Source organism: Geodermatophilus sp. SYSU D00758, assembly GCF_054049955.1.
The window spans coordinates 157,503-181,912 of record NZ_JBJGYK010000003.1 but is presented as its reverse complement, the minus strand read 5'-3'; the positions used below and the strand labels follow the sequence as shown (position 1 = coordinate 181,912).

The 24,410-nt window shown below is 75.8% G+C and carries 23 protein-coding genes; 10 read left to right on the top strand and 13 right to left on the bottom strand.

Translation table 11 applies throughout. The features are described from left to right. Positions 1 to 186 precede the first annotated feature (186 nt). The 10 genes from ACI8AC_RS03875 (at position 187) to ACI8AC_RS03830 (ending at position 10,139) form a co-directional block, all read left to right on the top strand. The gene (locus ACI8AC_RS03875; RefSeq protein ID WP_456895374.1) at positions 187 to 1,218 is read left to right on the top strand and encodes a flagellar motor switch protein FliM; all 1,032 of its coding nucleotides are present in this window, start codon (positions 187 to 189) and stop codon (positions 1,216 to 1,218) included. After that, on the top strand, positions 1,215 to 1,958 hold the full coding sequence (gene fliN, locus ACI8AC_RS03870; RefSeq protein WP_456895372.1) for a flagellar motor switch protein FliN: 744 nt from the start codon (positions 1,215 to 1,217) through the stop codon (positions 1,956 to 1,958). Before ACI8AC_RS03875 ends, fliN begins: the two co-directional genes overlap by 4 nt. Next, positions 1,955 to 2,341, top strand: coding sequence for a FliO/MopB family protein (locus ACI8AC_RS03865; RefSeq protein WP_456895370.1), 387 nt, complete (start codon positions 1,955 to 1,957; stop codon positions 2,339 to 2,341). Before fliN ends, ACI8AC_RS03865 begins: the two co-directional genes overlap by 4 nt. Further along, on the top strand, positions 2,341 to 3,180 hold the full coding sequence (fliP, locus tag ACI8AC_RS03860; RefSeq protein WP_456895368.1) for a flagellar type III secretion system pore protein FliP: 840 nt from the start codon (positions 2,341 to 2,343) through the stop codon (positions 3,178 to 3,180). Before ACI8AC_RS03865 ends, fliP begins: the two co-directional genes overlap by 1 nt. After that, entirely contained in the window at positions 3,177 to 3,452 is a 276-nt protein-coding gene (fliQ, locus tag ACI8AC_RS03855; RefSeq protein ID WP_456895366.1) for a flagellar biosynthesis protein FliQ, read from the top strand. Before fliP ends, fliQ begins: the two co-directional genes overlap by 4 nt. Positions 3,453 to 3,456: 4 nt before the next feature. After that, complete coding sequence (fliR, locus tag ACI8AC_RS03850; protein ID WP_456895364.1) at positions 3,457 to 4,221, top strand: flagellar biosynthetic protein FliR; 765 nt, start codon at positions 3,457 to 3,459, stop codon at positions 4,219 to 4,221. Continuing rightward, the gene (locus tag ACI8AC_RS03845) at positions 4,221 to 5,357 is read left to right on the top strand and encodes an EscU/YscU/HrcU family type III secretion system export apparatus switch protein (protein WP_456895362.1); all 1,137 of its coding nucleotides are present in this window, start codon (positions 4,221 to 4,223) and stop codon (positions 5,355 to 5,357) included. The genes fliR and ACI8AC_RS03845 overlap by 1 nt, the downstream gene beginning before the upstream one ends. Before the next feature lie 87 nt (positions 5,358 to 5,444). Continuing rightward, on the top strand, positions 5,445 to 7,490 hold the full coding sequence (flhA, locus tag ACI8AC_RS03840; RefSeq protein WP_456895360.1) for a flagellar biosynthesis protein FlhA: 2,046 nt from the start codon (positions 5,445 to 5,447) through the stop codon (positions 7,488 to 7,490). Then, entirely contained in the window at positions 7,477 to 9,903 is a 2,427-nt protein-coding gene (locus ACI8AC_RS03835) for a hypothetical protein (protein WP_456895358.1), read from the top strand. The genes flhA and ACI8AC_RS03835 overlap by 14 nt, the downstream gene beginning before the upstream one ends. Continuing rightward, a complete protein-coding gene (locus ACI8AC_RS03830) occupies positions 9,900 to 10,139 on the top strand; it encodes a hypothetical protein (RefSeq protein ID WP_456895357.1) in 240 nt (79 codons plus the stop codon). Before ACI8AC_RS03835 ends, ACI8AC_RS03830 begins: the two co-directional genes overlap by 4 nt. Positions 10,140 to 10,172: 33 nt before the next feature. On the opposite strand, the gene ACI8AC_RS03825 is transcribed toward ACI8AC_RS03830, so the two are convergent. From ACI8AC_RS03825 to ACI8AC_RS03765, 13 genes are read right to left on the bottom strand one after another with little or no spacing between them, the layout of a single operon-like run. After that, positions 10,173 to 10,622, bottom strand: coding sequence for a VOC family protein (locus tag ACI8AC_RS03825; RefSeq protein ID WP_456895355.1), 450 nt, complete (start codon positions 10,620 to 10,622; stop codon positions 10,173 to 10,175). Further along, complete coding sequence (locus ACI8AC_RS03820) at positions 10,619 to 11,386, bottom strand: TcmI family type II polyketide cyclase (RefSeq protein ID WP_456895353.1); 768 nt, start codon at positions 11,384 to 11,386, stop codon at positions 10,619 to 10,621. The genes ACI8AC_RS03825 and ACI8AC_RS03820 overlap by 4 nt, the downstream gene beginning before the upstream one ends. 23 nt (positions 11,387 to 11,409) lie before the next feature. After that, positions 11,410 to 12,681 carry a cytochrome P450 family protein gene (locus ACI8AC_RS03815; RefSeq protein ID WP_456895351.1) on the bottom strand — a complete coding sequence of 424 codons (1,272 nt, stop codon included), beginning with the start codon at positions 12,679 to 12,681 and terminating at the stop codon, positions 11,410 to 11,412. A gap of 30 nt (positions 12,682 to 12,711) precedes the next feature. Next, entirely contained in the window at positions 12,712 to 15,561 is a 2,850-nt protein-coding gene (locus ACI8AC_RS03810; protein ID WP_456895349.1) for an FAD-dependent monooxygenase, read from the bottom strand. After that, a complete protein-coding gene (locus ACI8AC_RS03805; protein ID WP_456895348.1) occupies positions 15,558 to 15,905 on the bottom strand; it encodes a putative quinol monooxygenase in 348 nt (115 codons plus the stop codon). Before ACI8AC_RS03805 ends, ACI8AC_RS03810 begins: the two co-directional genes overlap by 4 nt. Beyond that, entirely contained in the window at positions 15,902 to 17,137 is a 1,236-nt protein-coding gene (locus tag ACI8AC_RS03800; protein WP_456895346.1) for a beta-ketoacyl synthase N-terminal-like domain-containing protein, read from the bottom strand. Before ACI8AC_RS03800 ends, ACI8AC_RS03805 begins: the two co-directional genes overlap by 4 nt. After that, the gene (locus tag ACI8AC_RS03795) at positions 17,134 to 18,429 is read right to left on the bottom strand and encodes a beta-ketoacyl-[acyl-carrier-protein] synthase family protein (RefSeq protein WP_456895344.1); all 1,296 of its coding nucleotides are present in this window, start codon (positions 18,427 to 18,429) and stop codon (positions 17,134 to 17,136) included. The genes ACI8AC_RS03800 and ACI8AC_RS03795 overlap by 4 nt, the downstream gene beginning before the upstream one ends. Beyond that, positions 18,426 to 18,860, bottom strand: coding sequence for a cupin domain-containing protein (locus ACI8AC_RS03790; protein WP_117375886.1), 435 nt, complete (start codon positions 18,858 to 18,860; stop codon positions 18,426 to 18,428). The genes ACI8AC_RS03795 and ACI8AC_RS03790 overlap by 4 nt, the downstream gene beginning before the upstream one ends. Beyond that, the gene (locus ACI8AC_RS03785; protein ID WP_456895341.1) at positions 18,857 to 19,825 is read right to left on the bottom strand and encodes an ACP S-malonyltransferase; all 969 of its coding nucleotides are present in this window, start codon (positions 19,823 to 19,825) and stop codon (positions 18,857 to 18,859) included. The genes ACI8AC_RS03790 and ACI8AC_RS03785 overlap by 4 nt, the downstream gene beginning before the upstream one ends. Further along, complete coding sequence (locus tag ACI8AC_RS03780) at positions 19,822 to 20,325, bottom strand: SRPBCC family protein (protein WP_456895339.1); 504 nt, start codon at positions 20,323 to 20,325, stop codon at positions 19,822 to 19,824. Before ACI8AC_RS03780 ends, ACI8AC_RS03785 begins: the two co-directional genes overlap by 4 nt. 15 nt (positions 20,326 to 20,340) lie before the next feature. Next, the gene (locus ACI8AC_RS03775) at positions 20,341 to 22,110 is read right to left on the bottom strand and encodes an acetyl-CoA carboxylase biotin carboxylase subunit (protein WP_456895338.1); all 1,770 of its coding nucleotides are present in this window, start codon (positions 22,108 to 22,110) and stop codon (positions 20,341 to 20,343) included. Next, complete coding sequence (accB, locus tag ACI8AC_RS03770) at positions 22,107 to 22,637, bottom strand: acetyl-CoA carboxylase biotin carboxyl carrier protein (RefSeq protein ID WP_456895335.1); 531 nt, start codon at positions 22,635 to 22,637, stop codon at positions 22,107 to 22,109. Before accB ends, ACI8AC_RS03775 begins: the two co-directional genes overlap by 4 nt. 2 nt (positions 22,638 to 22,639) lie before the next feature. Further along, positions 22,640 to 24,379, bottom strand: a complete 1,740-nt coding sequence (locus ACI8AC_RS03765) for an acetyl-CoA carboxylase carboxyltransferase subunit alpha (RefSeq protein WP_456895333.1) — start codon at positions 24,377 to 24,379, stop codon at positions 22,640 to 22,642. Positions 24,380 to 24,410: the final 31 nt, after the last annotated feature.

The window sequence follows — 24,410 nt, the reverse complement described above, 5'->3', positions numbered from 1 at the left end:
GCTGGGTGGGGGTCTCGGCCCGGGAACCCCCACCCAGCGCACATCGCCACCCGGGGGCGTCGCGGGCCCGACGGCGTCCCCACCCCGGGCGTCCCAGCGGCCCCACGCCCCCCACCCACCCCGGCCGACCGGCGGCGCCCCGCGCCGCCGGTCAGCCCGTGTCGGGACCGTGCCGATGAGAGGTGCGTGACCCGCCCCGATCCCGGACCCGCCCCCGCCGGGCCGGACCCGTCGCCGCAGGTCCCGGCACCTCCTCCGAGCGCGACCGGCCCCGGCGCCCCCTCCCCCACCGGTCCGGGCCGCCGGCGCCGCGGTGAGCTGCGCGTCTACGACTTCCGCCGCCCGACCAAGCTCTCCCGCGAGCACGTCCGCGTCCTGCAGATCGCCCTGGAGGGGTTCGCCCGCCAGGCCACCACCGTGCTCACGACGATGCTGCGCACCGGCGCCCGCATGGAGCTCGTCGGCATCGAGCAGCACTCCTACGACGACCACCTGGCCACGCTCCCCGAGACCTGCTTCCTCGCGACGTTCTCGATGGAGCCGCTGGGCGGCAAGGGGCTGCTGGCCTACTCGCTGGACACGGCGATGGCGATGGTCGACCACATGCTCGGCGGGGCCGGTGGCGCCGAGCAGCCCGCGCGGCCGATGACGGTCATGGAGACCGCCATCACCCGGCACCTGCTCGACCGGCTGCTGCAGGACCTCGGGACGGCGTTCTCGCACGTCACCGACGTACAGCCGGCGCTGGAGGACATCGAGTACGACCCGCAGCTCGCCCAGGCCGCCGGCGGCTCGGACACCGTGGTGGTCACGACGCTGGCGCTCTCGGTCGGCAGCCGCACCAGCGAGGCCACCCTCGTCCTGCCGTTCTCGTCCTTCGCGACCGCGCTGCACGATGCGGCCTCGCCCCAGCTGTCGGAGTCCGCCCAGGCGGTCCGCCGGCGCGCCCAGCAGGCCCTGGCCGAGCGGCTCGGGATGGTCCCGGTGGACGTCGGCGTCCGGTTCACCCCGCTCGAGGTCTCCTCCGAGGACCTGCTGTCCCTCGACGTGGGTGACGTGCTGCTCCTGCGCCACCCGCAGGACGCGCCGCTCGAGGTCACCACCAACGACGTGACGTTCGCCTACGCCATCGCCAGCAACCACCGGCGCCGGCTCGCCGCCGCCATCGTCCCCACCCCGTCCAGCGCCCAGCACCCAGCCCAGAAGGACACCGCATGACCGCCAGCCTGGAGCACACGCAGGCCTCCGAGACCGTCATCGCGGTCGTGGCCGCCGCCGCCCGCGCCGCGGCCGACCTGGTGCCCGCCTCGGTCGCGCTGACCCCCGGCGCCCCGGTGCGCGACCCGGACGCCGTCCCCTCGCCCGCCGGCGCCTCCGCCGCGGTGACCGCCCGGCTCTCGGGGGAGGTCACCGGGGACGTCGTCCTCGTCGTCTCCCCGCAGCTGGTCGAGGCGCTGGCCAACTCCCCGGTCGGGCCGATGGAGCTCGCGCCGGCGCTGCGCCCCGCCCTCGAGGCGGCCGCCGCCACGCTGGGCCGGGTGCGCATCGACTCCGAGCGCACCGAGGACCCGGTGGCGGCCCTGGACGGGCTGCGCGACAAGGGCATGCTCGTCGCCGTCCCGCTGCTGGCCGGCGACCAGGTCGAGGCGACCCTCGCACTGCAGGTCACCCTGCCGGCCCCGCGCACCCCGCGCGGCAGCCTGGACCTCCTGCGGCACGTCGCGATGGAGGTGACCGTGGAGATCGGCCGCACCCGCATGACCGTCGGCGAGCTGCTCTCCCTGCACCCCGGCGAGGTGGTCGAGCTGGACCGGGCCGCCAGCGCCCCCGCGGACCTCCTGGTCAACGGCACCCTCATCGCCCGCGGCGAGGTGGTCGTCGTCGACGAGGACTTCGGGCTGCGGATCAGCGAGATCGTCACCGACGCCGCCGGCGAGCGCGGAGCGGCGCCGGCATGACCTGGATGGTGATCCGGCTCGTCCTGTCCCTGGCCTTCATCGGCGCGGTGCTCTGGTTCGCCGCGCGGGTGGCCCGCCGGCGCGGGCTCGGGCAGGGCAGCGGGCTCATCGAGGTCGTCGCCCGCCAGCGCATGGGCCGGACGAGCTCGCTGTCGGTGGTCCGCGTCGCCGGCCGGGTGCTGGTCGTCGGTTCCACCGAGGAGCAGGTCACCCTGCTGGCCGAGGTGGACGGCGACCTGGTCGAGGAGGAGCTCGCCGATCGCCGGGCCGCGCTCGCCCGGCCGGCCCCGGCCGGCCCCGGCCTGCTGGCCGGGTCCGTGCTGGACCGCGGCAGCTGGACGGCCGCCGTCCAGCAGCTGCGCGACCGGACGGTGCGCCGCTGATGACCTCCTCCCCCGCCGCCGCCCGCGGCGCACCCGTCGCCCGGCGGCTGGGGCTGCTCCTGCTGCTGGTGGCCGCCGCCGGCGCGCTGCTGCTGCTGCTGCTCGCCGGCCCGGCCGCGGCGGCCCCGACCGCCCCCACGGCGCCCACCGACCCGACCGCGCCCGTGGCACCGGCGGTCGAGGGCGGGGTGGACATCTCCGTCGGGGGCGGCAGCGCCAGCACCTCGATCACGCTGATCCTGGCGATCACCGTGCTGTCGGTGGCGCCCGCGGTGCTGCTGCTCTGCACCTCGTTCACCAAGATCGTCGTGGTGCTGTCGCTCACGCGGAACGCGCTGGGCATGATGCAGTCGCCGCCGAACTCGGTGCTGACCGGCATCGCCCTGTTCCTCACGCTGTTCGTGATGGGGCCGGTGCTCTCCGACGTCAACGAGGTCGCGGTCCAGCCCTACCTCGACGGCCGGGCGACCGTCACCCAGGCCTACGACGCCGGCGTGGTGCCCCTGAAGGCGTTCCTGCTCGACAACACCCGGGACGACGAGCTGCGGCTCATGGTGGGGCTCTCCGGCGAGGAGGCCCCGGCCGACCGGGAGGCGGTCAGCATGACCACGCTGGTGCCGGCGTTCGTGCTCTCCGAGCTCAAGAGCGCCTTCATCATCGGGTTGGTCGTGTTCATCCCGTTCCTGGTGCTCGACATGCTGGTCAGCGCCGCGCTGATGTCGATGGGCATGATGATGGTCCCGCCGACCATCGTGTCGCTGCCGTTCAAGCTGCTGCTCTTCGTGGTGGTCGACGGCTGGTCGCTGATCACCACCGCGCTGGTGGGGTCGTACGGATGAGCGACGCCGACGTCACCGAGATCGCGCTGCGGACCATGCTGGTGGCCGCCAAGGTCTCCGCGCCGATCCTGGTCACCGCGCTGCTCGTGGGCTTCCTCATCTCCCTCTTCCAGGCCGCGACGCAGATCCAGGAGCCGACGCTGTCGTTCGTGCCGAAGGTGATCGCGGTGTCGATCGCCCTGCTGGTGACCGGGAACTGGGTGCTGGCCGAGATGGTGTCGTTCACCCAGGGGCTCTTCGACGCGCTGCCCCGGCTGCTCGACCGGACCTGAGCCCATGGACCTCGAGGTCCCGGCGTCCACCCTGGTGGCCCTGCTGCTCGGCACCGCCCGGGCGGCCGGGTTCCTGCTCGTGGCGCCGCCCTTCAACTCCCGGGTGATCCCGGCGCCGGTCAAGGGCGCGCTCGCGCTGACCCTGTCGGTCGTGCTGCTGGACCGCGTCGCGGCGTCGGTCGGGGAGCCGACGGCCGGCGTGCTCGTGGTCGGCGCGGTCACCGAGGTCGCCATCGGCGCCGCGCTGGGCTTCGTGGTGCACGTGCTGTTCGCCGCCGTCCAGTACGCCGGTGACCTGATCGACCTGACCGGCGGCTTCTCGCTGCAGCCGGCCTACGACCCGCTGGCCATGACCACCAGCTCGTCGATCGGCCGGCTGCACCACCTGCTCGCGCTGACCCTGCTGTTCACCAGCGGGGGTCACCTGCTCGTCGTGCGCGGGTTCGCCACCTCCTACGAGGGGCTGCCCGTCGGCGGCGGGGTCCCCACCGAGCAGCTGGCCCAGGCGCTGGTCACCGCCTTCTCGATGATGTTCCTCGCGGCGCTCCAGATCGCCGGCCCGATGGTCGCCGTCCTGCTGCTCGCCGACATCGCGCTCGGCCTGCTGAGCAAGGCCGCACCGGCGCTCAACGTCTTCGCCCTCGGCTTCCCGCTGAAGATCATGCTGACCCTCGCGCTGCTCGGGCTGACCTTCCCGCTGCTGCCCGCCGCGCTCGACGCCCTCGTCGAGGACGCGGTGCGCGCGATGGTGTCCTTCCGGAGCGGCTGATGGCCAAGGACGGTCCGGGCGGGGAGAGGACCGAGAAACCGACCGCCAAGCGCCTCCAGGAGGCGCGCCGGGACGGCCAGGTCGCGCGGACCCAGGAGCTCGGCACCTGGGCGGGGGTGGCGGCGGCCAGCCTGCTGCTGCCGATGACGGTCCGGGACGCCTACGACGGGGTCGGCCGGCTGTTCGTGCAGATCGGCGCCGTGGCCGCGCACCCGGAGGTCGCCGGGCTGTCGGCGCTGTTCGGGCAGGCGCTGGCCACCTTCGTCACGGTCGCCCTCCCGCTGGCGCTGGGCATGATGCTGGTCGGGACGCTCGCGGCCGCCGCGCAGGGCGGGGTGACCGTCAGCGGCAAGCCGATGAAGCCCACGCTGAAGAAGCTCAACCCCTTCCCCGGCTTCAAGCGGATGTTCGGCACCCAGGGGCTGTGGGAGGCAGCCAAGGCGATCGTCAAGACCGCGGCCCTGGGCACCGTCGTGGTGCTGACCAGCAGCCGGGCCCAGGCCCTGGTGAGCTCGGCCGGCGCGCTGCCGCTGTCGACGGTGGCGGCGACCTTCGCCGACTGCGCCGTGCTCATGTTCCGCGTGGTCGCGGTCACCGGCCTGGTCATCGCGCTGGCCGACTACGTCGTCGTCCGCGTGCGCCTGGTGAAGCAGCTCAGGATGAGCCGGTACGAGATCCAGCAGGAGCACAAGCAGGCCGAGGGCGACCCGCACATGAAGGCGCACCGGAAGTCCCGCGCCCTGGCGATGTCACGCAACCGGATGATGGCCGAGGTGGCCCAGGCCGACGTCCTGCTGGTCAACCCCACCCACGTCGCCGTGGCGCTGCGGTACGAGCCGGAGCGGGGCGCCCCCCGGGTGGTGGCCAAGGGCGCCGACGGGATCGCCGCGAAGCTGCGCGAGCGGGCGGCCGAGGCGCGGGTGCCGATGGTCCAGGACGTCCCGCTGGCCCGGGCGCTGCACGCCTCCTGCGACCTCGGCCAGGAGGTGCCGCCGCAGCTGTTCACCGCGGTCGCCCGGGTGCTCGCCTTCGTCATGCAGCTGTCCGCGCGGGGGGTGCGCGGGGGGCTGCACCGGCCCGGGTTCGACGCGCCGGACGTCGAGGGCCTGCCGCGGGCGGGGGCGCCCCGCCGGTGACGGGGCGCACGGGGCGCCCGTGACGGGTGGGGCGGGCGGCGCCGGACGCGGTGCCCGGGTTGAGCCGAACTGCCGATGAGTTCGGGCGTGCAGAAGCTGACGAAGGCCGCCGTCCCGGTCGGCGTGGTGGCCATCGTCCTCATGCTGGTCGTGCCGATGCCGGCCGCCGTGATGGACCTGCTGCTCGGCCTGAACATCACCGCGTCGCTGCTGATCCTGCTGGTCGCGATGCAGATCAAGCGGCCGCTGGACTTCGCCGTCTTCCCCTCGCTGCTGCTCGTCGCGACCCTGTTCCGGCTGGCCCTCAACGTCTCCTCCACCCGGCTGGTGCTCACCGACGGCTTCGCCGGCAAGGTCATCGAGGCGTTCGGCCACTTCGTGATCAGCGGCTCGCTGGTCGTCGGTCTGGTGATCTTCGTGATCCTGACCATCGTGCAGTTCGTCGTCATCACCAACGGCGCCGGCCGCGTCGCCGAGGTCGGCGCCCGCTTCACCCTCGACGCCATGCCGGGCAAGCAGATGGCGATCGACGCCGACCTCAACGCCGGGCTGATCAACGAGACGCAGGCGCGCAAGCGGCGCCAGGAGGTCACCGCCGAGGCCGACTTCTACGGGTCGATGGACGGCGCCTCGAAGTTCGTCAAGGGCGACGCCATCGCCGGCATCATCATCACGCTGGTCAACCTCATCGGCGGCTTCGCGATCGGGATCATGCAGCGCGGCATGGCCCCGGCCGACGCGGTGCAGACCTACTCGCTGCTGACCGTGGGCGACGGCCTGGTGTCGATGATCCCGGCCCTGCTGCTGTCCACGGCGACCGGCATCATCGTGACCCGGTCGGCCACCGAGGGCGACATGGGCAGCGACCTGATCGCCCAGCTCGGCCGGTTCAAGCAGCCGCTGCGGATCGCCGGCGGCGGTGCGTTGATGCTGTGCCTCATCCCGGGCCTGCCGGTGCTGCCGTTCCTCCTCGTCGGCGGCCTCTTCTTCCTCCTCGCCTCCCGCATCACCGAGGCGCCCACCGCCGACGAGGACGCCGAGGCGGCCGCCGCCGCGGCCGAGCTGGAGCCCAGGCCCGACTCGCCGGAGGAGATCGCCGAGCGGATGCGGGTCGACCCGCTGGAGCTGGAGGTGGCCTTCGACCTGGTGGACCTGGTCGACGCCGCCCGCGGCGGCGACCTGCTCGACCGCGTCAAGGCGCTGCGCCGGAAGGTCGCGATGGACACCGGCCTGGTGATCCCGCTGGTGCGCACCCGTGACAACCTGGACCTGCCGGCCTCCCAGTACGTCATCTGGCTCAACGGCGTCCCCGCCGCCAAGGGCATCTCGCCCGCGGGCACGGTGCTGGCCATCGGCGACTCGCTCGACGCGCTGCCGGGCAAGGCCACCCGCGAGCCGGTGTTCGGGCTGCCGGCCAAGTGGGTGCCGGTCGAGCTGCAGCGCCAGGCGGAGATGTCCGGCGCGACCGTCGTCGACCGGTCCTCGGTCATCACCACCCACCTGGCCGAGGTGGTCCGCCAGAACGCCGCCCAGCTGCTCGGCCGCGAGGACGTCCGCCTGCTGGTCGAGATGGTCAGGCGCAGCCACCCCGTGGTGGTCGAGGAGCTCACCCCCACGCTGCTCACCCTCGGCGAGGTGCAGCGCGTCCTGCACGGGCTGCTGGAGGAGAACGTCTCCATCCGCGACCTGGTGCGCATCTTCGAGGCCCTCTCGGTGCGGGCGAAGGTCGCCACCGACGTCGACGGCCTGGTCGAGGCCGCCCGCGCGGCGCTCGGGTCGGCGATCAGCCACCCGTACGTCACCGCCGACGAGCGGCTGCACGTGCTGACCCTGGAGCCGGCCTTCGAGCAGCGGCTGCTCGAGTCGGTCCGGACCACCGACGCCGGCCAGGTCCTGGCCCTGGACGCCGGCACCGTCGACGCGCTGGTCACCTCCTGCACCGGGCTGCTGGCCGACGCCGAGCGCCTCGGGCTCTCCCCCGTGCTGGTCTGCTCACCCCAGGTGCGCGCGGCCCTGTCCCGCCTGGTCCGCCAGGTCGTCCCCCGCCTGCCGGTCATCTCCTACGCGGAGGTGTCCCGGACGGCGCAGATCGAGTCCCTGGGAGTGGTGAACGGTGCCTTTGCCATCCGTTGAGGCAGCGACCCGCGACGCCGCCATCGCCGCCGCGCGCGAGCGGTACGGCTCCTCGGTGCGGATCGTCGGCGTGCGCAGGGTGCGCACCGGCGGGGTGATGGGCTTCTTCACCACCGAGCGGTACGTGGCCGAGGTGGAGGAGCTCCCGGCCGCCGCCGTGCCGCGCCGGCCGGCCTCGCGGGCGGAGTCGGCCGCGCGCATCGAGGCCGCGCTGCGGCGGGCACCGGTCCTGCCCGACCCGGTGGACGAGGTCGCCGACCTGCTCGGCGGCGGTACCCCGGGCGGGGCCCGGCCCGACGTCGGGCTGTACTCCCGCCAGGCCCGGCCGCCGGCCGGCCGGCCCGCGGCACGGGCGGCCGGGGACCAGGCCCCGTGGGGCCCGGCGCCCTCCGCCCCCGCCGCACGTCCCGCCGCCCCGGTGACCGCGGCCCGCCCCGCTCCCGAGCCGGCGCGCCCGCGCGCCGCCGCGCCGGTCGAGGACGTCCCCGCGGCGCCCTCGCCCTTCACCGCCGCCCTGGCGCAGATGGTGGCCGCCGACCGCGAGGTCCGCGCCGCCGTGGAGGAGGCGGTCGCGACCGCGCACGGCGCCGCGGCGGACACCGCACCCCCGGGGTCCGCCGAGCCGTTCCCCGCCGCGCCCGCCCCCGAGGAGCCGTTCCCCGCCGGGACCCCGGTCGACGAGCCGGTCCTCGGCCCGCCCGTGCCCGACGAGCCCGAGCTGCGCGTGCCCGACGAGCCCGGGGTGCGCGTGCCGGACGGGCTCGCGGCGCCGGTGCCGGACGAGCCGGCCGGGGCCTCCTGCTCCTGGGACGAGGAGCCGGTCGGCGCCGGGACGGCGACCTCCGCCGGGCTGTGGGGCACCCCGGAGCCGGGGACGCCGGTGGCCGGGCCGGCGCCGGAGCCGGCCGCCGCCGTGGTTCCCGGGGAACCGGCCCTCCCCGAGCCGGCCGCCGCCGTGGTCCCCGAGGATCCGGCCGCCTCACCCGCCGTGGTCCCCGACGGACCGCCCGCCCCGCCACCGGCCCGGTGGCTGCCGCCGGTCCCCCCGCCGGTCGTGCGCACCCCGCGCACGGTGCCCCCGCCCGCCCCCGTGGGGCCGGAGTGGGCCACCGCGTCCGAGCTCCCCGGCCCGGTCACCGCCCGCGAGGAGATCGTCGCCGAGGTGCTGCGCGCCGCGCTCGCACACGACACCTCCGACGCCGCCCTCACCGACCTGCTGCGCGGCGTGCTGACCGGCGCGGCCACGCAGGAGGAGCTGCGGGCCGCCGACCCCTCCGGTGGCGAGGACGGCGAGCTCGCCGTCTGGGTGGACGCCGCGACCGAGTCCGACGAGTGGGAGGTCGACCCGGAGCTGGGGAGCGAAGCGGAGGCCGGGGTCGAGCCGGCCGTCGCGGCGGCGGTGCTCGCCGCGACCGCCAGCGACCCCGCGCCCCTGCCGATGCCCGTGGACGCGACGACGGTCCTGCCGCCCCTGTCGCTGCTGCCGCCGCCCACGCCGGGCGCCGAGCTGGCCGTCCCGCCGCTGCTGTCCCGGCGGCCCCCGGTGCCACCGGCGGTCCGCCGCCCGGGCCAGCAGGTGGCCCGCCGCACCGTGGCGCGCACCGGCCTGGCCACCGTCACCCGGCTGCCGGTCGACCAGCGCGCGGCCGGGCGGCGCCCCGCCCCCGGGGCCGGCGCGCCGGTGCTCGTGCCCTCGGTGCGCGCCGTCCCGGCGCCCGGGACCGCCCGGGTGACCGGCCCGGAGGACGCCGTCGTCGGCCGGCTGCTGGCCCTCGGGGTCCCCGAGCGGCTGCTGGGCGCCGACTTCGCCGCCGCGGTGGCCCGCTCGGGCACCTACGCGGCGCTGGTGCGGGCCCTCGCCGCCGGGCTGCCGCCGGTGCCCGAGCTGCCCGCCGGCCCCGGCGAGGTGCTGCTGGTCGTGGGCCCCGGGGTCGAGACGCTCGCCGCGGCCCGCTCCCTGGCCGCCGCCCTGCGGCTCGACGGGGAGCGGCTGCAGTGGGCCTCGCGGGGCGACCTCGCCGCGCTGGCCCCGCGGAGCAGCCGGATCACCGGCATCGACGCCGCGCTCGAGCGCAAGCTCGACGCCGACCGGGCCGGGACGCTGACGATCGTCGCGGTCGACGCGCCGCTGCGCGGCGGCAGCACCTGGCTGGAGCAGATGCTCGCGGTGTTCTCGCCGGCCGGGGTCTGGGCGGTGGTCGAGGCCACCCGCAAGCCCGAGGACGTCGGCCCGTGGCTGGACGGCCTGCCCCGGGTGGACGCGCTGGTCGTCCAGGACACCGACCTGACCGCGGACCCGGCGGCGTTGCTGGCGCGCACCAGCGCGCCCGTGGCCCTCCTCGACGGCAACCGCGCGACCGCGCACCGCTGGGCGTCCCTGCTGTGCGAGCGGCTGGAGAGCGGGACGGCATGAGCCCGCTGCGGTGGGAGGTGCTGGCCGCCGGCCTGGTGCTGGCGGCGCCGGTCCTGCTGCTCGGGCTGCGCGGCGACCTCACCACCGACGAGGTGGTCACCCGGCTGCCGTGGTGCCTGGCCGCCGGCTGGCTGGCGGTCACCCTGCTGCGCTGGGCGGCGACCCCGCCCCGGCCCCGCCCGGCGGAGCCCGTCCCCGCCGCCGGCGCGGAGGAGCCGCCCGCCCCGCCGGCGTGACCGGCGGCGTGGGCGGCTCCTCGGGTCCGGCCCTCAGGTCCCGGCCGGGACCGCCTGCTCCCGGCCCGGCGCCCCGCCCGGCCGGAAGTCGGCGAGGTGGTGCCCCGCGGGCTGCAGGACCCCGATCAGGTTGCCGAAGGGGTCGATCACCGAGGCGGTGACCACCGGCCCGTGCGGCGTGACCGGCTGGTACTCCCGCGTCCCCATCGCGGTCAGCCGCGCCAGGGTGGCGTCGAGGTCGTCGACCCGCCAGTGCATGACCGCCCCGCCCGTCCCGGTGACCGTGCCCGGCGGGGCGACCGCCCGGTCGGCGATCGCCAGCTCGGCCCCGTCGGCGAGCCGGAACTTGGCGTAGGACGTGCGGCCGCCGGGGCCCGGGCGGGTGAAGTACGGCCCCGTCCCCAGCAGCTCGGTGTACCAGTCCGCGGCCGCGGTCACGTCGTCGGCCCAGTAGATGAGCGTGGCGAACCCCCGGAGGGTCACGACGCGCTCCCCGCCCGCGCCGGGGTGCCGTCGGGGGCCTCGGCCGGTGCCGGGACCGGGGCGGCCTCCTGCTCGGGCGACCAGTCGGGGGCCTGCCAGCGGTGGAACACCCGGGCCACCGAGTCCTTCGGGCTCTGCCAGGTCTCCGGCCGGTACGGGCCGACGTACGGGCTGAGCGCCTGCATGATCTTGGCGAACGCCGGCGCCGGCTTGCCGCCCTCGTGCTCGGCGCGGACCGCCGCGGCCTTCTCCCGGTCCTGCTCCAGCAGGTGCACGAACACGTCCTCCATGGAGAACAGCCACCGGCCGGTGACACCGGTCTCGACGGGCAGGTCACCGGCGTCGGACTCGGCGAAGACGCGGGCGATGTCCTCCTCGGAGCCGGGCTTCATGCGCTGCACGATCACCGTCAGCTCGCGGTCCTCGGGCACGTCGCCCTCGGGCACCCACTGGTAGAACGGCTTGGCCACCGAGTGCGAGGGGTTCTCCCAGTAGCTCGGGTACGGCGTCACGTAGGGGGCGATCTGCTCGGCGATGGCCTGGAACGCCGGCAGGCCGCGGCGCTGCCCGGAGACCGCCGGGTCCTCCTTGCGCTCGATGACGTGGATGTAGAGGTCCTCGAGCGAGCACAGGTACCGGCCGATGACCCCGAGGTCCTGCGGGCGGGTGGTCTCGTCGTAGTAGGCGAAGACGGGACCGACCTTGTCCTCGCTGCCGGGGACCATGTGGCAGACGATCACGTTGCGGAACGGGCGGAAGGTCATGGCAGGGCCTCTCTTCTCATCTCTCATCGGGGGGTGGGGGTGAAGCGCAGGGGCAGTTCCAGCAGGCCGCGGAAGGCCGACGCGGCCGGCAGCCACTGCAGGTCCTCGACCGGGACGTCGAGGCGCAGGTCGGGCAGCCGGACGAGGATCCGGCGCAGCGCCGTCGTGGCCTCGAGCCGGGCGAGGGCGGTGCCCAGGCACTTGTGGATGCCGTGCCCGAAGGACATGTGGTGGGTGGGTCCCCGGGAGAGGTCGAGGGCGTCGGCGTCCGGCACGAACTCCGGGTCGTGGTTGGCGGCGCTGAGCACGATCGTGACGATCGAACCCGCGGGGACGGTCACGCCGCCGATGTCGAGGTCCTCGGTGGCGAACCGGAAGCTCGACACCGGGACCGACCCGTCGAAGCGCAGCAGCTCCTCCACGGCGTCGGGCACCAGGCCGGGGTCGTCGAGCAGCCGCTGCAGCTCCTCCGGGTGGGTCAGCAGCGCGACCACGGCGTTGCCGAGGAAGTCCGAGGTCGTCTGGTAGCCGGCGAACAGCAGCAGGAAGCAGGTGGAGACGAGCTCCGCCTCCGACAGCCTGCCGTCCCCGTCGCGCGCGGCGATCAGCGCGCTCACCAGGTCCTCCCCCGGCTCCCGGCGCTTGCCGGCCACCAGCCCGCTGAAGTACGCGTGCAGCCGCTCCTGCGCCTGCCCGATCGCCGCCCGGTCCTCCTGGGGGCTGCGCCCGCCGGTCCCCACCGTCCGGATCACCTGGGTGCCGGCCAGGATCTCCTCGTGGTCGGCCTCGGGGATGCCGAGCAGGTCCCCGATGACCGCCAGCGGCAGGCGCAGGGCGAACTCGTCGACGAACTCGGTGCGCCCGTGCGGCGCCATCCGGTCCAGCAGGTCCTCGACGATCTCCTCGATCCGGGGGCGCATGGCCTCGATCCGCCGCGGCGTGAACGCCTGCGTCACCAGCCGCCGCAGCCGGGTGTGCTCCGGCGGGTCGGAGTTGAGCATGTTGGTGTTGATCTGCCGGGCCTTCTCACCGAACACCGCGAGGTAGGTGTCCCCCGCGCGGTAGAGGTCCTTGGACAGCCGCGGGTCCGACAGCGCCTGGCGGGCGTCGTCGTACCGGGTGACGAGGAAGGAGTCGAACCGCGGCGTCCGCACCCGGACGACCGGCCGCTCGGCGCGCAGCCGGGCGTAGACCGGGTAGGGGTCGGCGCGGAACGCGGGGGTGTAGATCTCCTGACCGGGGACGATGTCATCCGGCGGCTCGGCGGCCACCGGCGGCTGGGCGGTCTGGGTCATCGGTCTCTCCTGGGGTGGGGGCGGCGGGGGTCAGAGGGCGAACACGCGCGCCAGGTGGTCGCGCAGGGCGGTCTCGGCGACCGGTCGCGCGCGGAAGCCGACGTGCCCGTCGGGCCGGACGAGGTAGGCCGCCGTGCGGGCGCCGGCCAGGCCGTAGGCCGCCTCGAACGCCCGCCGGGCGTCGCGCACCACGGGCAGGTCGACCAGCGCCGGCACACCGGTCCCGGGAGCGGCCACGAGGTAGGCGTCCACCTCCCCGCGGGTCTGCTGCCGGATCCCGACCGCGAGCTTCTCGAGGTCCAGCAGCTCCTCCTCGCCGGCGTCCGGGCCGGCGTGCAGGAGCAGCGTCGAGCGCGGCCCGCGGGTGAGGTCGAACAGCCGCAGGTCGTGCGCCACGCCGAAGCGCCGAAGCCCGTGCACGTCCGGGGCCCGGTGCCCGGGCTCCGGCCCGGCCGGGAATGCCTCGCCGCCCGGTGCCTCGCCGACCAGCGGGCTGCCGGCGTAGTTCATCGTCATCTGCATCTCGAGCAGGAACTGGGCCTTCTCGTCCTCCATGTCCATCTCGTCGGTGAACGCGATGGCCACGGCCCGGTCGACGATCATCTTCCCGGCGGGACGGCGCTCGGCCTCGTAGCTGTCCAGCAGCCCGGGCGCGGCCAGCCCGCGGACGGTGAGGGCGAGCTTCCAGCCGAGGTTCCAGGCGTCCTGGATGCCGGTGTTCATCCCCTGCCCGCCGGCGGGCGGGTGCAGGTGCGCGGCGTCCCCGGCGACGAAGACCCGCCCCTCCCGGTACCGGTCGACGATGCCGTGCTTGATGCGGAAGATCGACGACCAGCGCAGGTTGCTCGCCGTCGTCCCGGGCGGGCCGAGGTCGTCGATCGCCGCCTGCATGTCGGCCAGCGTCGGCGGCTCGTACTCCTGCCAGAAGCCGGGCGGGACGACGCCGGAGCCGACCGCGTCCTGCCACCGCTGCGGCGCCAGGGTCGCGATCCGGTAGCGGTTGCGCCCCTTGAGCGGCACGCAGACGAGCATCCCGGTGAAGTCGTCGCCCTCGATGCGCACGAAGCGCACCAGGTGCCCGGCCGGGAGGTCCCAGTCCACGTCGACGTCCCCGAGCATGAACAGCTGCGGGAACATCGACAGCCCGCCCTCGAAGGCCAGTCCCAGCCCGGACCGGACGGCGCTGTGCGCGCCGTCGCAGCCGACGAGGTACTGCGCCCGCGTGGTCTCCCCCTCGCCCGAGGCGTGCTGCAGCCGCGCGGTGACGCCCTCGTCGTCCTGGCCGAAGGCGACCAGCTCGACCCCGCGCTCGACGACCACGCCGAGGGAGGCCAGCCTGGCGCCGAGGATGCGCTCGGTGTCGTACTGCGGCAGCCCGAGGTGGGCGTAGGGCAGCTCGTCGAGGCCGGCCCAGTCGACCTGGTGGGTCTGCTCGCCGTTGACGAACACCGTCTGGCCGTGCAGCCAGATCCCGGCGTCCATCGCCTCGGTGACGATGCCCTGCTCCTCCCAGATCTCCATCGTCCGGCAGTGGATGCCGATCGCCTTGTCCGCCTGGGTCGACGCCCGGGGCCGCTTGTCCACCACGCGGACGGCGACGCCGCGGCGGGCCAGCTCGATGGCGTGGGTCAGCCCGGCCGGGCCGGCGCCGACGACCAGCACCTCGACCTCCCGCCCGGCGGTGCGGGACCCCGCCACGAGGCCGGACGCCGGCAGCGGTGCGGCCGCCGCGGCGTGCGCGTCGTCCGGCTTCTCCACGAACTCCTGCACGGTGGCGCTGGGCACCGTGGGAACGGGCGCCGTGCTGGTGGGCGGCGCGCTGACGGGCGCCGTGGCGACGGGGACCGGCTCCGGCGTCGGCCCGGGCTCGGGGACGGCGGCCGCCGGCGGTGCCCCCGGTCGCGCGCGCAGCGCGAAGACCCGGCGGTCCTCCCCCCGCGCCAGCCACCGGCCCAGCGGCCCGGCCGACCAGTTCGCCGGTTCGGCCGCCCAGTCGGTGAAGCACCGCTCGGACTCCCACTCGGCGACGACGTGGTAGCGCCGCCCGTCGGGCTCGCGGAGCAGCTCCTCGCGGGCGTGCCCGGGGGCGCTGCGGGCCAGCTGCGCGGCGGCGAGGTAGGCGAGCTCGAAGGCCTCGGCCTCCCAGGGCTCGACGGCGACGGCGGTGTCGATGCGCACCCGCGCCACGTCGACGTCCCCCCCGGGGGCGAGCAGCGGCGGGAAGTCCGCGTCGCCGTCGGGCCGCCGGCGGATCTCGAGCACCTCGCGCCGGAACTCCACCGAGTGCCACCGGGCCAGCGGGGCGCCGGCCGCGATGTGGGACGGGTCCTCGACCCACCGCACGAAGTCCTCCTCGGACTCCCACTCGGCGAAGATGTGGTACCGCAGGCCGGCGGCGTCGCGCAGCAGCTCCTCGCGCACGTAGCCGGGCGAGTCCCCGATCCGCTGGGTGACCGTCGTGTACGCGCGCTCGAAGGCCTCCTGCTCGCCGGGCTTGACGCTGGTGGAGAAGTCGATGCGCACCGGTCGGGGCCGCTCGGCCTCCACCGTCGCGAGGACGGTGAAGGTCGAGCGGGAGGCGTCCTCCTGCAGGTCGCGCAGCCCCTCGGGGAGCAGCGCCCCAGGGACCTCCGGGCCGGCACCGCGCCCCAGCGCGTCCACCGACGCCCGGTCGGTCCAGTCGCCGACGAGGGAGAACCAGCGCGGGTCGCCCTCGTCGCGCATCAGCTGCTGGCGCAGGTTGCCGGGCACGCGGGCGAGCTCCGCGGCGGCCCGGTGCCAGGCCGCCTCGAACTCGACCTCGCAGCCCTCCCGCGCCCGCACCCGCAGCACGGTCCGCGCCCCCGGCGCACCGTCCCGGCCGCTGCCCGGCTCGGTCATGCGGGCCCCTCCCCCGAGCCCTGCCCGCCCGGGACGGTGGCCAGCACCTCGTAGGTGTTGCGGGCCGCGTCCTCGCGCAGGTCCCGCAGCGCGGCGGTCAACGTCTCGCGGGCGCTGCTGCGCCCGAACCCGTCGACCGCCGCCCGGTCGGTCCAGTCCGCCGTGATGAGGAAGGTCCGCGGGTCGTCCACGTCGCGGCCCAGCTCCTGCCGCAGGTTGCCCGGGACGCACGCGATCTCGGCGGCCGCCGCGCGCCAGGCCGCCTCGAACTGCGCCTCGCAGCCCTCCCGGGCCCGCATCCGCAGGACCGTCCGCACCCCGGTCCCGCCGTCGGTCGCCGTCATGCCGCCTCCTGCGCGGGGTACCGGCGCAGCACGAGGCTGCTGTTGAAGCCGCCGAAGCCGCGGGCGAGGACGACGACCACGTCGAGGTCGGCCGGCCGCGTCTCGCGCACCAGGTCCAGGCGGTGCTCGGGGACCGGCTCGTCGACGTTCCCGGTCGGGGGCACCAGGCCGTCGCGCAGCGCCAGCAGCGCGGTGGCCACGTCCAGCGCCGAGCCGCCGGCCATCATGCGACCGGTCCACGACGACGGTGCGGTCACCGGGACGCCGTGCGGCCCGAACACCGCCCCGATCGCCGCGGCCTCGAGCGCGTCGAGCTCCGGCGTCCCGGCGGCGTCGGCGATGACCAGGTCCACGTCGTCCGGGGTGAGGCCCGCGTCGGCGAGCGACACCCGGATCGCCCGGGCGTACTGGGTGGCGTCCGGTGCCGGCGCCTCGTGGTGGAAGGCGTCGTGGGTGGCCCCGTAGCCGACGACCTCGCCCCACACCCGCTCGACGCCGCGGGCCCGCGCCGCGCCCTCCTCCTCGAGCAGCAGGATGGCCCCGCCCTCCCCCACGACGTGCCCGTTGGCCCGCCGGTCGAAGGGCTTGTACGCGTCGTCGGGGTGCGCGGCGGTCGACAGCCGGCCGCTGGTGGTCTGGCACAGCAGCGCGTACGGGCACATCCCGGCCTCCGTGCCGCCCACCAGGACGGCGGGGGTGCCGCGGCGGACCACCCGGCGGGCCCACCCGATGCTGTCCAGGCCGCCGGCCCCCTCGCTGACCACGACCCCCGACGGGCCCTTGTAGCCGTCCCGGATCGACACCTGGCCGGTGCTGGCCGCGTAGAACCAGGCGATCGACTGGTAGGCGCCGACGGCCTTCGGCCCGCGCGCCCACAGCCCCTGGATCTCGTGCTGGCTGAACTCGTTGCCCCCCGACCCGGAGGCGAGGAACACCGAGGTGGCGTAGGCGTCCTCCGGGGAGGTGTAGCCGGCGTCCTCGGCGGCGAGGGTGGCCGCGGCCAGGGACATCCAGGTCCACCGGTCGGTCTGCACCATGAGCCGGCCGTCGACGTGCTCCTCGGGCACGAAGTCGAGGACCTGGCCGGCGAGGGTGACGCCGTACAGGTCGGCGTCGAACCCCTCGATCGGCCGGATCCGCGACTCGCCGCGCAGCACCGTGCGCCAGTGCTCCTCGGCGCCGATGCCGGTGGGCGCGACCACGCCCATCCCGGTGACCAGCAGGCGGCTCACGGCGTCCTCCGGGTGGGTCGGGCCAGCACGATGGCGGACTGGAAACCGCCGAAGCCGCTGCCGACCGAGACGGCGACGTCGACCTTGTGCTCGCGGGCGATCTTCGGCACGTAGTCCAGGTCGCACTCGGGGTCGGGGACCTCGTAGTTGGCGGTGGGCGGCACCACCTGGCGCTGCACGGCCAGCGCCGTGGCGGCGATCTCGATGGAGCCGATCGCGCCGAGCGAGTGCCCGACCATCGACTTGATCGAGCTCATCGCCACCGACTGCGCGGCCGGCCCGAGGCTGCGCTTGACCGCCGCGGTCTCGTGCCGGTCGTTCTGCTTGGTGCCCGAGCCGTGCGCGTTGACGTAGCCGACCTCGTCGGCGTCGGTGCGGCCCTGGTCGAGGGCCTGCCGGATCGCCTCGGCCATCTCCACGCCGTCGGGCCGCAGCCCGGTCATGTGGTAGGCGTTGCAGCGGTTGGCGTAGCCGGTGACCTCGCAGTACACCTCGGCCCCGCGCTCCAGCGCGTGCCCGAGCTCCTCGAGCACCAGCACCGCCGCGCCCTCGCCCATGACGAACCCGTCGCGGCGGGCGTCGAAGGGCTTGGAGGCGTGCTCGGGGTCGGCGTTGTTGCCGGTGGTCGCGCGGATGGTGTCGAAGCAGGCCATCGAGATCGGTGAGATCGGGGCGTCGCTCGCCCCGGCGATCACGACGTCGGCGTCGCCGTCCTCGACCAGCTGGCTGCCGTAGCCCACCGCGTCGATGCCCGAGGTGCACCCGGTCGAGACGACGGTGGCCGGGCCGTGGGCGCCGAAGCGCACCGCGAGCTCGGTGGCCCCGCAGCTGGGCACGAGCGCCTGGTGCAGGAATCGGGAGGCGTAGCGGGGGTCGACCAGCCAGTGCCGGCCGGCGTCGCTGACCGCCACGTACTCCTCCTCCAGCCGCATGGTGGCCCCGACGGCGCTGCCGAGGGTGATGCCGACCCGCTCCGGGTCGGGGGCGTCGGGCGCCCCGCCGACCCCGAACCGGAGCCCGCTGTCGGCGACCGCCTCGTCGGCGGCGACCATCGCCATCTGCACGAACCGGTCGTTGCGGTGGACCTCCTGCGCGGTGAGCCCCAGCTTCCGGCCGTCGAAGTCCACCTCGGCGGCGACCTGGGACCGGAAGCGGCTCGGGTCGAAGAACGTGATCCGCCGGGTGGCCGTGCGGCCGGCGGTGATCATGTCCCAGAAGCCCTCGCGGCCCATCGAGCCCGGGGCGACCACCCCGATGCCGGTGATGACGACCCGGCGCCCGCCGGCGGTCATCGCACCGCGCCGAGGGACCCCGGCGAGGGCTCGGTGTCGACGTGGCCCAGTTCGGGCCGCGGCGCCAGCGGGCCGAGGCAGAAGACGAAGAAGGCCGTCGTGTCGGTGTCGTTGACGATGCGGTGCCGGACCCCGATGGGCACGTGCACGGCCGACTCGCCGACCAGGCGCCGGCACTCCCCGTCGAGGGTGAGCTTCACGTCGCCGCTCACGCAGTAGAGGAACTCCTCCGAGTACGGGTGCCAGTGCTCGGTGACGATCTCGCCCGGTTCGAGGGTGAGGGTGCCCATGAAGCCGGCGGTGGCGCCCACGCTCGCCGGGGACAGCAGCGTGCGGATGTCGCCGCCGCGCCGGCGGTTGGGCGGGGTGTCGCCGCGGTGGACGGTGTGCGTGCACCGGATGACGGACGTCGGGTGCTGGATGGTGGTCATCTCTCTCCTCGGGCGGGGGTGGGGCCGGCGAGGGCGAACGCCGGGGCGGGCAGGGGCAGCGGGGTGTCGGGGCCGGTGGCCAGGTGGACGGGGAGGTCCGGGCACACCTGCCGGGCGAGCGGGCCGAGGGTGGGCACGGAGCCGATCTCGACGAGGGCGTCGGCGGTCCCGGCCAGGACCTCGACCACCTCCGACCACCGCACGGGGGCGACCAGGTGGCCGCGGAGGGCGGTGGCCAGGCGGGCGGTGTCCCGGGTGGGCACCGGGTCGGTGTCCGGGACGACCGGTACCGAAGGGACCGACCAGGTGAGGCCGGCGAGGACCGGGTCGAGCCGGGCCGCCGCGACGGTCACCAGCGGCGAGTGGGCCACCCCGGTCATGGGGACCGGGACCCACTCGAGCCCGGCGGCACGGACCTCGGCGCAGGCGCCGTCGAGCTCCTCGCGGAACCCGGCCAGCACCACCCGCTCGGGGCCGTCGAGCGCCGAGACGACCAGCCGGCCGCCGGGCCCGGCCGCCGCGACCGCGGCCGCGGCGACGTCGGTGGCCCCCGGACCCACGACCGCGGCCCGGGCCGCGCACGAGGGCCGCGGGGTGAGGGCCACCAGCTCGGCCCGCCAGTGCACGGCCGGGAGGACCTCGGCCAGGCGCAGCGCGCCGGCGGCGACGAGGGCGGTGTAGGCGCCCACGCCGTAGCCGGCGACCGCGGCGGGGACCAGGCCCCGGGTGACCAGGGAGCGGGCCGCGGCCACCCCGGTCACGACGACCGCCAGGTGCGCGCGGACGGGGTCGGCGCCCGGGGCGGGGTCGAGCCACCAGTCCGCCACGTCGCGGCCGACCAGGTCGGAGGCCTCGTCGAAGACCTCGCGGGCCGCCGCGTCGTCCAACCAGGGCAGGACCATGCCGGCCCGTGCCGCGGCCTGGCCCGGGAAGACGAGCGCGGGCCCCGCCCCGGCCGCGGTCACCGCGCCGGTCCCGGTCCCGGGTCGCCGGCCTCGCGGGCCGCCGCCTCGACCTTGTCCCGGATGATGCCCATCTGGACCTTCGAGTTGGCGTCGATCCGGCGGGTCATGCCCTCGGTGTCGATCGGCGCCTGGGGCCGCATGCGGAAGTCCTGCACCCAGCGCATGCGGGTGCCGCCGTCCTCCTCGGTGTACTCCCAGCGGATGTCCATGAACTCGAACGGCCCGGGCTCGACCCGGCGGGCCACCACGGTGTGCGTGGCCTCGTCGAGGGTGCGCTCGGAGACCCAGCTCCAGACCGTGCCGTTCTCGTCCGGGTGCATGGCCAGCCGGAACCGGAAGGTGTCCCCGGTGTGGTCGAGGATCTCCACCGAGGCGTACTCGGTGAACAGCTCCGGCCAGCGCTCGAGGTCGTTGGTCATCCGCCAGACGTGGTCGATGCCGGCGGCGATCAGGATCGAGTTGTCGGTGTGGCCGATGGTGGTGGGTTCGGTGGTGGTCACGTCGCCGTCCCCCGGTCAGGCCATGCCGGCGGTCGGCGCGCCGGCGCCGGCCCGGACGACGGACACGATCTCGCCGAACGTGCAGGAGTCGGGCGAGTCGTCGGGCATCTCGACGCCGTAGCGGTCCTGCAGCTCGGTCTGCATGGAGAGGAAGGCCAGCGAGTCCAGGCCGACGTCGGCGAACGTGGCGTCGGGGTCGGTGGTGTGCGACTCGGGCGGCAGCCCGGCCTTCTCGGACAGCAGGGCCATCAGGTCGGCGAGGTCGAACGTGGTGGCGGACATGGCGGTATCCCTCTCCTCGGTGGTGGTGTCGGTGCGGGTGGACGTCGGGGGCTGGGGCAGCGGGAGCAGGCCGAGCAGCGTGGCCGGCGTCCCGTGCTCGACGGCGGGCAGGGCCGGCGGCGGGTCCTCGGCCAGCTCCGCGGCCCGGGCGAGCAGGTCGGGCAGCCGGCGGTCGAGGAACTGCACGTCGTGGCGGTCGGCGCGCACGTCGCGGTCGCGCAGCAGGGCCCGGTGCAGGGCGACGGTGGTGTGCAGGCCGGGGCCCTCGACGCGCAGCTCGGCCAGCGCCCGGTCCATCCGCCGCACGGCCTGCTCGCGGTCCGGGGCCCAGACGACGAGCTTGCCGAGCAGCGAGTCGTAGTGCGGGCTGACGTCGTCGCCCTGCCGGTAGCCGGTGTCGAACCGGGTCCACGGCCCGTCGGGCACCCGGAGCACCTCGAGGCGGCCGGGCGCCGGGGCGAACCCGCGCTGCGGGTCCTCGGCGTTGATGCGGCACTCGATCGCCGCCCCCCGGACGGCGACGTCCTCCTGCCGGAACCGCAGCGGGCGGCCGGCGGCGACCAGCAGCTGCTCGCGGACCAGGTCGACCCCGGTGAGCAGCTCGGTGACCGGGTGCTCGACCTGGATCCGGGCGTTCATCTCCATGAAGTACGCGCGCCCGGCGTCGTCGACGAGGAACTCCATCGTCCCGGCGCCCTCGTAGCCGACGGCCAGCGCGCCCTGCACCGCCAGGGCGCCGAGCTCGGCGCGCCGTCGCGGGGACAGGTGCCCGGCCGGGCCCTCCTCCAGCAGCTTCTGGTGGCGGCGCTGCAGGGAGCAGTCCCGCTCCCCCAGCGAGACGCCGTTGCCGTGCCCGTCGCAGAGCACCTGCACCTCGACGTGGCGGGCGCGCGGCAGGAACCGCTCGACGTAGACGGTGGGGTCGCGGAAGACCGCCCGGGCGACGGCCCGGGTCTCGGCGAAGGACGGCGCGAGGTCCTCGGCGCGGTGCACGACGGTCATCCCGCGCCCGCCCCCGCCCGCGGCGGCCTTGATGATCACCGGGTAGCCGATGGCCGCGGCGATCCCCGCGGCCTCCTCGGCGGTGCGGACGGGCTCGACGACGCCGGGCAGCAGCGGCAGGCCGGCCTCGGCCATGAGCCTGCGCGCGGTGGCCTTGTTGCCCATCTGCTGCATGACCGCCGGCGGCGGGCCGACGAACGTCAGCCCCTCGGCGGCGCAGATCTCGGCGAAGTCGGGGTCCTCGGAGAGGAACCCGTAACCGGGGTGGACGGCGTCGGCGCCGGTGCGCAGCGCGGCCTCGACGATGTTGGGCACGTGCAGGTAGCTGTGCCGCGGCGCCGAGGGGCCGATGTGCACCGCCTCGTCGGCCATCTGCACCACCGCCGATGACCGGTCGGACGTCGAGTGCACGGCGACCACCTCGATGCCCAGCTCCCGGCAGGCACGGGCCACCCGCACCGCGATCTCGCCGCGGTTGGCGATGAGCAGCCGGCTGATCACGCCAGCCGCCCGGGCGGGGTGAGCCGCACCAGCGGCTGGTCGTACTCGACCGACTCCCCGTTGCCGACGCAGAGCTCCGCCACCACGCCCGGCGCGTCGCAGACGATCGGGTTCATCAGCTTCATCGCCTCGACGATCCCGAGGGTCTGCCCGGCCTCGACCTCGTCGCCGACGCGGACGAAGGGCTCGGCCCCCGGGGAGGGCGCCTCGTAGAAGGTGCCCACGAGCGGGGCGCGCACCGTCACGGTGCCGGGCGCGGCGTCGGCAGCCACCTCCGGCTCCTCCGCTGCGGGTGCGGCGACCGCCGCGGCGGCGGGCGCGGCAGCCGCGGGGGCCGCCACCGCTCCGGCCCACTCGACCTCCACCTCGCAGGCGCCGCTGCGGACGGTGAGCCGTCGCAGGTCACCGGGCAGGGTCCGGGCCAGCTCCACCACCTCCCGGCCCAGCGAGCGGGTGGTGTCCTCCTGCTCCGTGGCCACGAGCGGTGCGCCGTTGCGCGCCGCCCGCGGCAGGTCCACCGATGCCACGGTCAGCTCCTCACCAGCGGGATGGGGGCGGCCCACGGTCCGGGGCCGCCGGGGTGCACCGGCCGCTCCTCGCCGCCGCCCACGAGGGAGAGCCGGCGGGCGCGGGCGGTGAGCAGGGTGTCCGGGTCGAGCTCGGCGAGCTCGGCCAGCTCGCGCAGGAGGGCCGCGCGCAGGGCGTCGGCGGCCGCCACCGGGTCGGCCTGCGCCCCGCCGGCGGGTTCGCGCACCACACCGGTGGCGATGCCGGACTCAACGAGGTGCGCGGCGCCCAGTCGCATGGCGCGGGCGGCGAGCGGCGCGGCCGCGGCGGTGCGCCACAGGATGGCGGCGCAGCCCTCGGGGCTGATGACCGAGAGGAACGCGTTCTCCATGACCAGCAGCCGGTCGCTGGTGCACAGGGCCAGCGCGCCACCGCTGCCGCCCTCCCCGGTCACGACCGAGACCACCGGCACCCGCAGCCGGCTGCTGCGCATGATGATGTCGGCGATGGCGTGCGCCTGGCCGCGCTCCTCGGCCTCGGGGCCGGGGTGGGCTCCGGGGGTGTCGACGAGGGTGACCACCGGCAGCCCGAACGCCTCCGCGTGGTCGAGCAGCCGCATCGCCTTGCGGTAGCCCTCCGGGTGCGGCATGCCGAAGTTGCGGGCCACCCGCTCGCGGACGGTGTGCCCCTTCTGGTGGCCGACGACGACCACCGTCCGCCCGCCGATCGAGGCGACCCCGCCGACCACCGCCGGGTCGTCGGCGAAGGCCCGGTCGCCGTGCAGCTCGACGAAGTCGTCGAAGGCGGTGTGCAGGTAGTCGAGGGTGGTCGGGCGGTCGGTGGCCCGGGCGCCCTGGACGACGTCCCACGGATCGGTCCCGGTGGGGACGTCGTCCGCCCCTCCGGCCGGCCCGCCGGCCGGCGCGGGCGTCCGGCCGGTCGTGTGCAGGGCCAGCAGCCGGACCAGCAGGGGCCGCAGCTCCGCGCGGCTCTCGACGCGGTCGACCAGGCCGTGGCCGAGCAGGAAGTCCGCCGTCTGGAAGCCCGGCGGCAGCTCCGCCCGGATGGTCTCCTGGACGACGCGGGGACCGGCGAAGCCGACGTGCGCGCCCTGCTCGGCCACGACGACCGAGCCGAGCGTGGCGAAGGACGCCGACACCCCGCCGTAGGTGGGGTCGGTGAGGACGCACACCGACAGCAGCCCGGCCTCGCGCAGCCGGGCCAAGGCCTGCGCGGTGCGGGCCATCTGGAACAGCGAGAGGACGCCCTCCTGCATCCGCGCCCCGCCGCTGGCGCAGACGGTGACCAGCGGCAGGCCGCGGTCGAGGGCCAGGCCCGCGGCGCCGCTGACCCGCCGGCCCACCTCGACGCCCATGCTGCCGCCGAGGAAGCCGAAGTCCATGACGGCGAGGACGACCTCGGTGCCCCCGACCGTCGCGGTGCCCACCACGACCGCCTCCTCCTCGGCGGACTTCGTGGCGGCGTCCCGCAGCCGGCCGCGGTAGTCGCGCAGGTCGGTGAAGGACAGCGGGTCGGCCGGGTGCGGTGCGAAGCAGGCCTCCGCGAAGCTGTCCGGGTCGGCGAGCAGGTCGATGCGGGCGCGGGCGGGCAGCCGCAGGTGGTGGTCGCACTCGGGGCAGACCTGCAGGTTGCGGTCCAGGCGCTTGCGGTAGACCAGCCAGCCGCACTGGGGGCAGGCGGTCCACCCGGCGGTCGCGGGGGCCGCGGGCGCCGTCCGCGGGGGTGCGGTCGTGTGGGTCATGGCTCTCCGGTCCTCCTGCCGTCGGCGCGCC

Bases quoted from the DNA above. Each gene is read 5' to 3' on its own strand.
- fliN (WP_456895372.1), top strand. From the start codon at position 1,215: ATGACCGCCAGCCTGGAGCACACGCAGGCCTCCGAGACCGTCATCGCG.
- ACI8AC_RS03865 (WP_456895370.1), top strand. From the start codon at position 1,955: ATGACCTGGATGGTGATCCGGCTCGTCCTGTCCCTGGCCTTCATCGGC.
- fliP (WP_456895368.1), top strand. From the start codon at position 2,341: ATGACCTCCTCCCCCGCCGCCGCCCGCGGCGCACCCGTCGCCCGGCGG.
- fliQ (WP_456895366.1), top strand. From the start codon at position 3,177: ATGAGCGACGCCGACGTCACCGAGATCGCGCTGCGGACCATGCTGGTG.
- fliR (WP_456895364.1), top strand. From the start codon at position 3,457: ATGGACCTCGAGGTCCCGGCGTCCACCCTGGTGGCCCTGCTGCTCGGC.
- ACI8AC_RS03845 (WP_456895362.1), top strand. From the start codon at position 4,221: ATGGCCAAGGACGGTCCGGGCGGGGAGAGGACCGAGAAACCGACCGCC.
- ACI8AC_RS03830 (WP_456895357.1), top strand. From the start codon at position 9,900: ATGAGCCCGCTGCGGTGGGAGGTGCTGGCCGCCGGCCTGGTGCTGGCG.
- ACI8AC_RS03820 (WP_456895353.1), bottom strand. From the start codon at position 11,386: ATGACCTTCCGCCCGTTCCGCAACGTGATCGTCTGCCACATGGTCCCC.
- ACI8AC_RS03815 (WP_456895351.1), bottom strand. From the start codon at position 12,681: ATGACCCAGACCGCCCAGCCGCCGGTGGCCGCCGAGCCGCCGGATGAC.
- ACI8AC_RS03810 (WP_456895349.1), bottom strand. From the start codon at position 15,561: ATGACCGAGCCGGGCAGCGGCCGGGACGGTGCGCCGGGGGCGCGGACC.
- ACI8AC_RS03805 (WP_456895348.1), bottom strand. From the start codon at position 15,905: ATGACGGCGACCGACGGCGGGACCGGGGTGCGGACGGTCCTGCGGATG.
- ACI8AC_RS03795 (WP_456895344.1), bottom strand. From the start codon at position 18,429: ATGACCGCCGGCGGGCGCCGGGTCGTCATCACCGGCATCGGGGTGGTC.
- ACI8AC_RS03790 (WP_117375886.1), bottom strand. From the start codon at position 18,860: ATGACCACCATCCAGCACCCGACGTCCGTCATCCGGTGCACGCACACC.
- ACI8AC_RS03765 (WP_456895333.1), bottom strand. From the start codon at position 24,379: ATGACCCACACGACCGCACCCCCGCGGACGGCGCCCGCGGCCCCCGCG.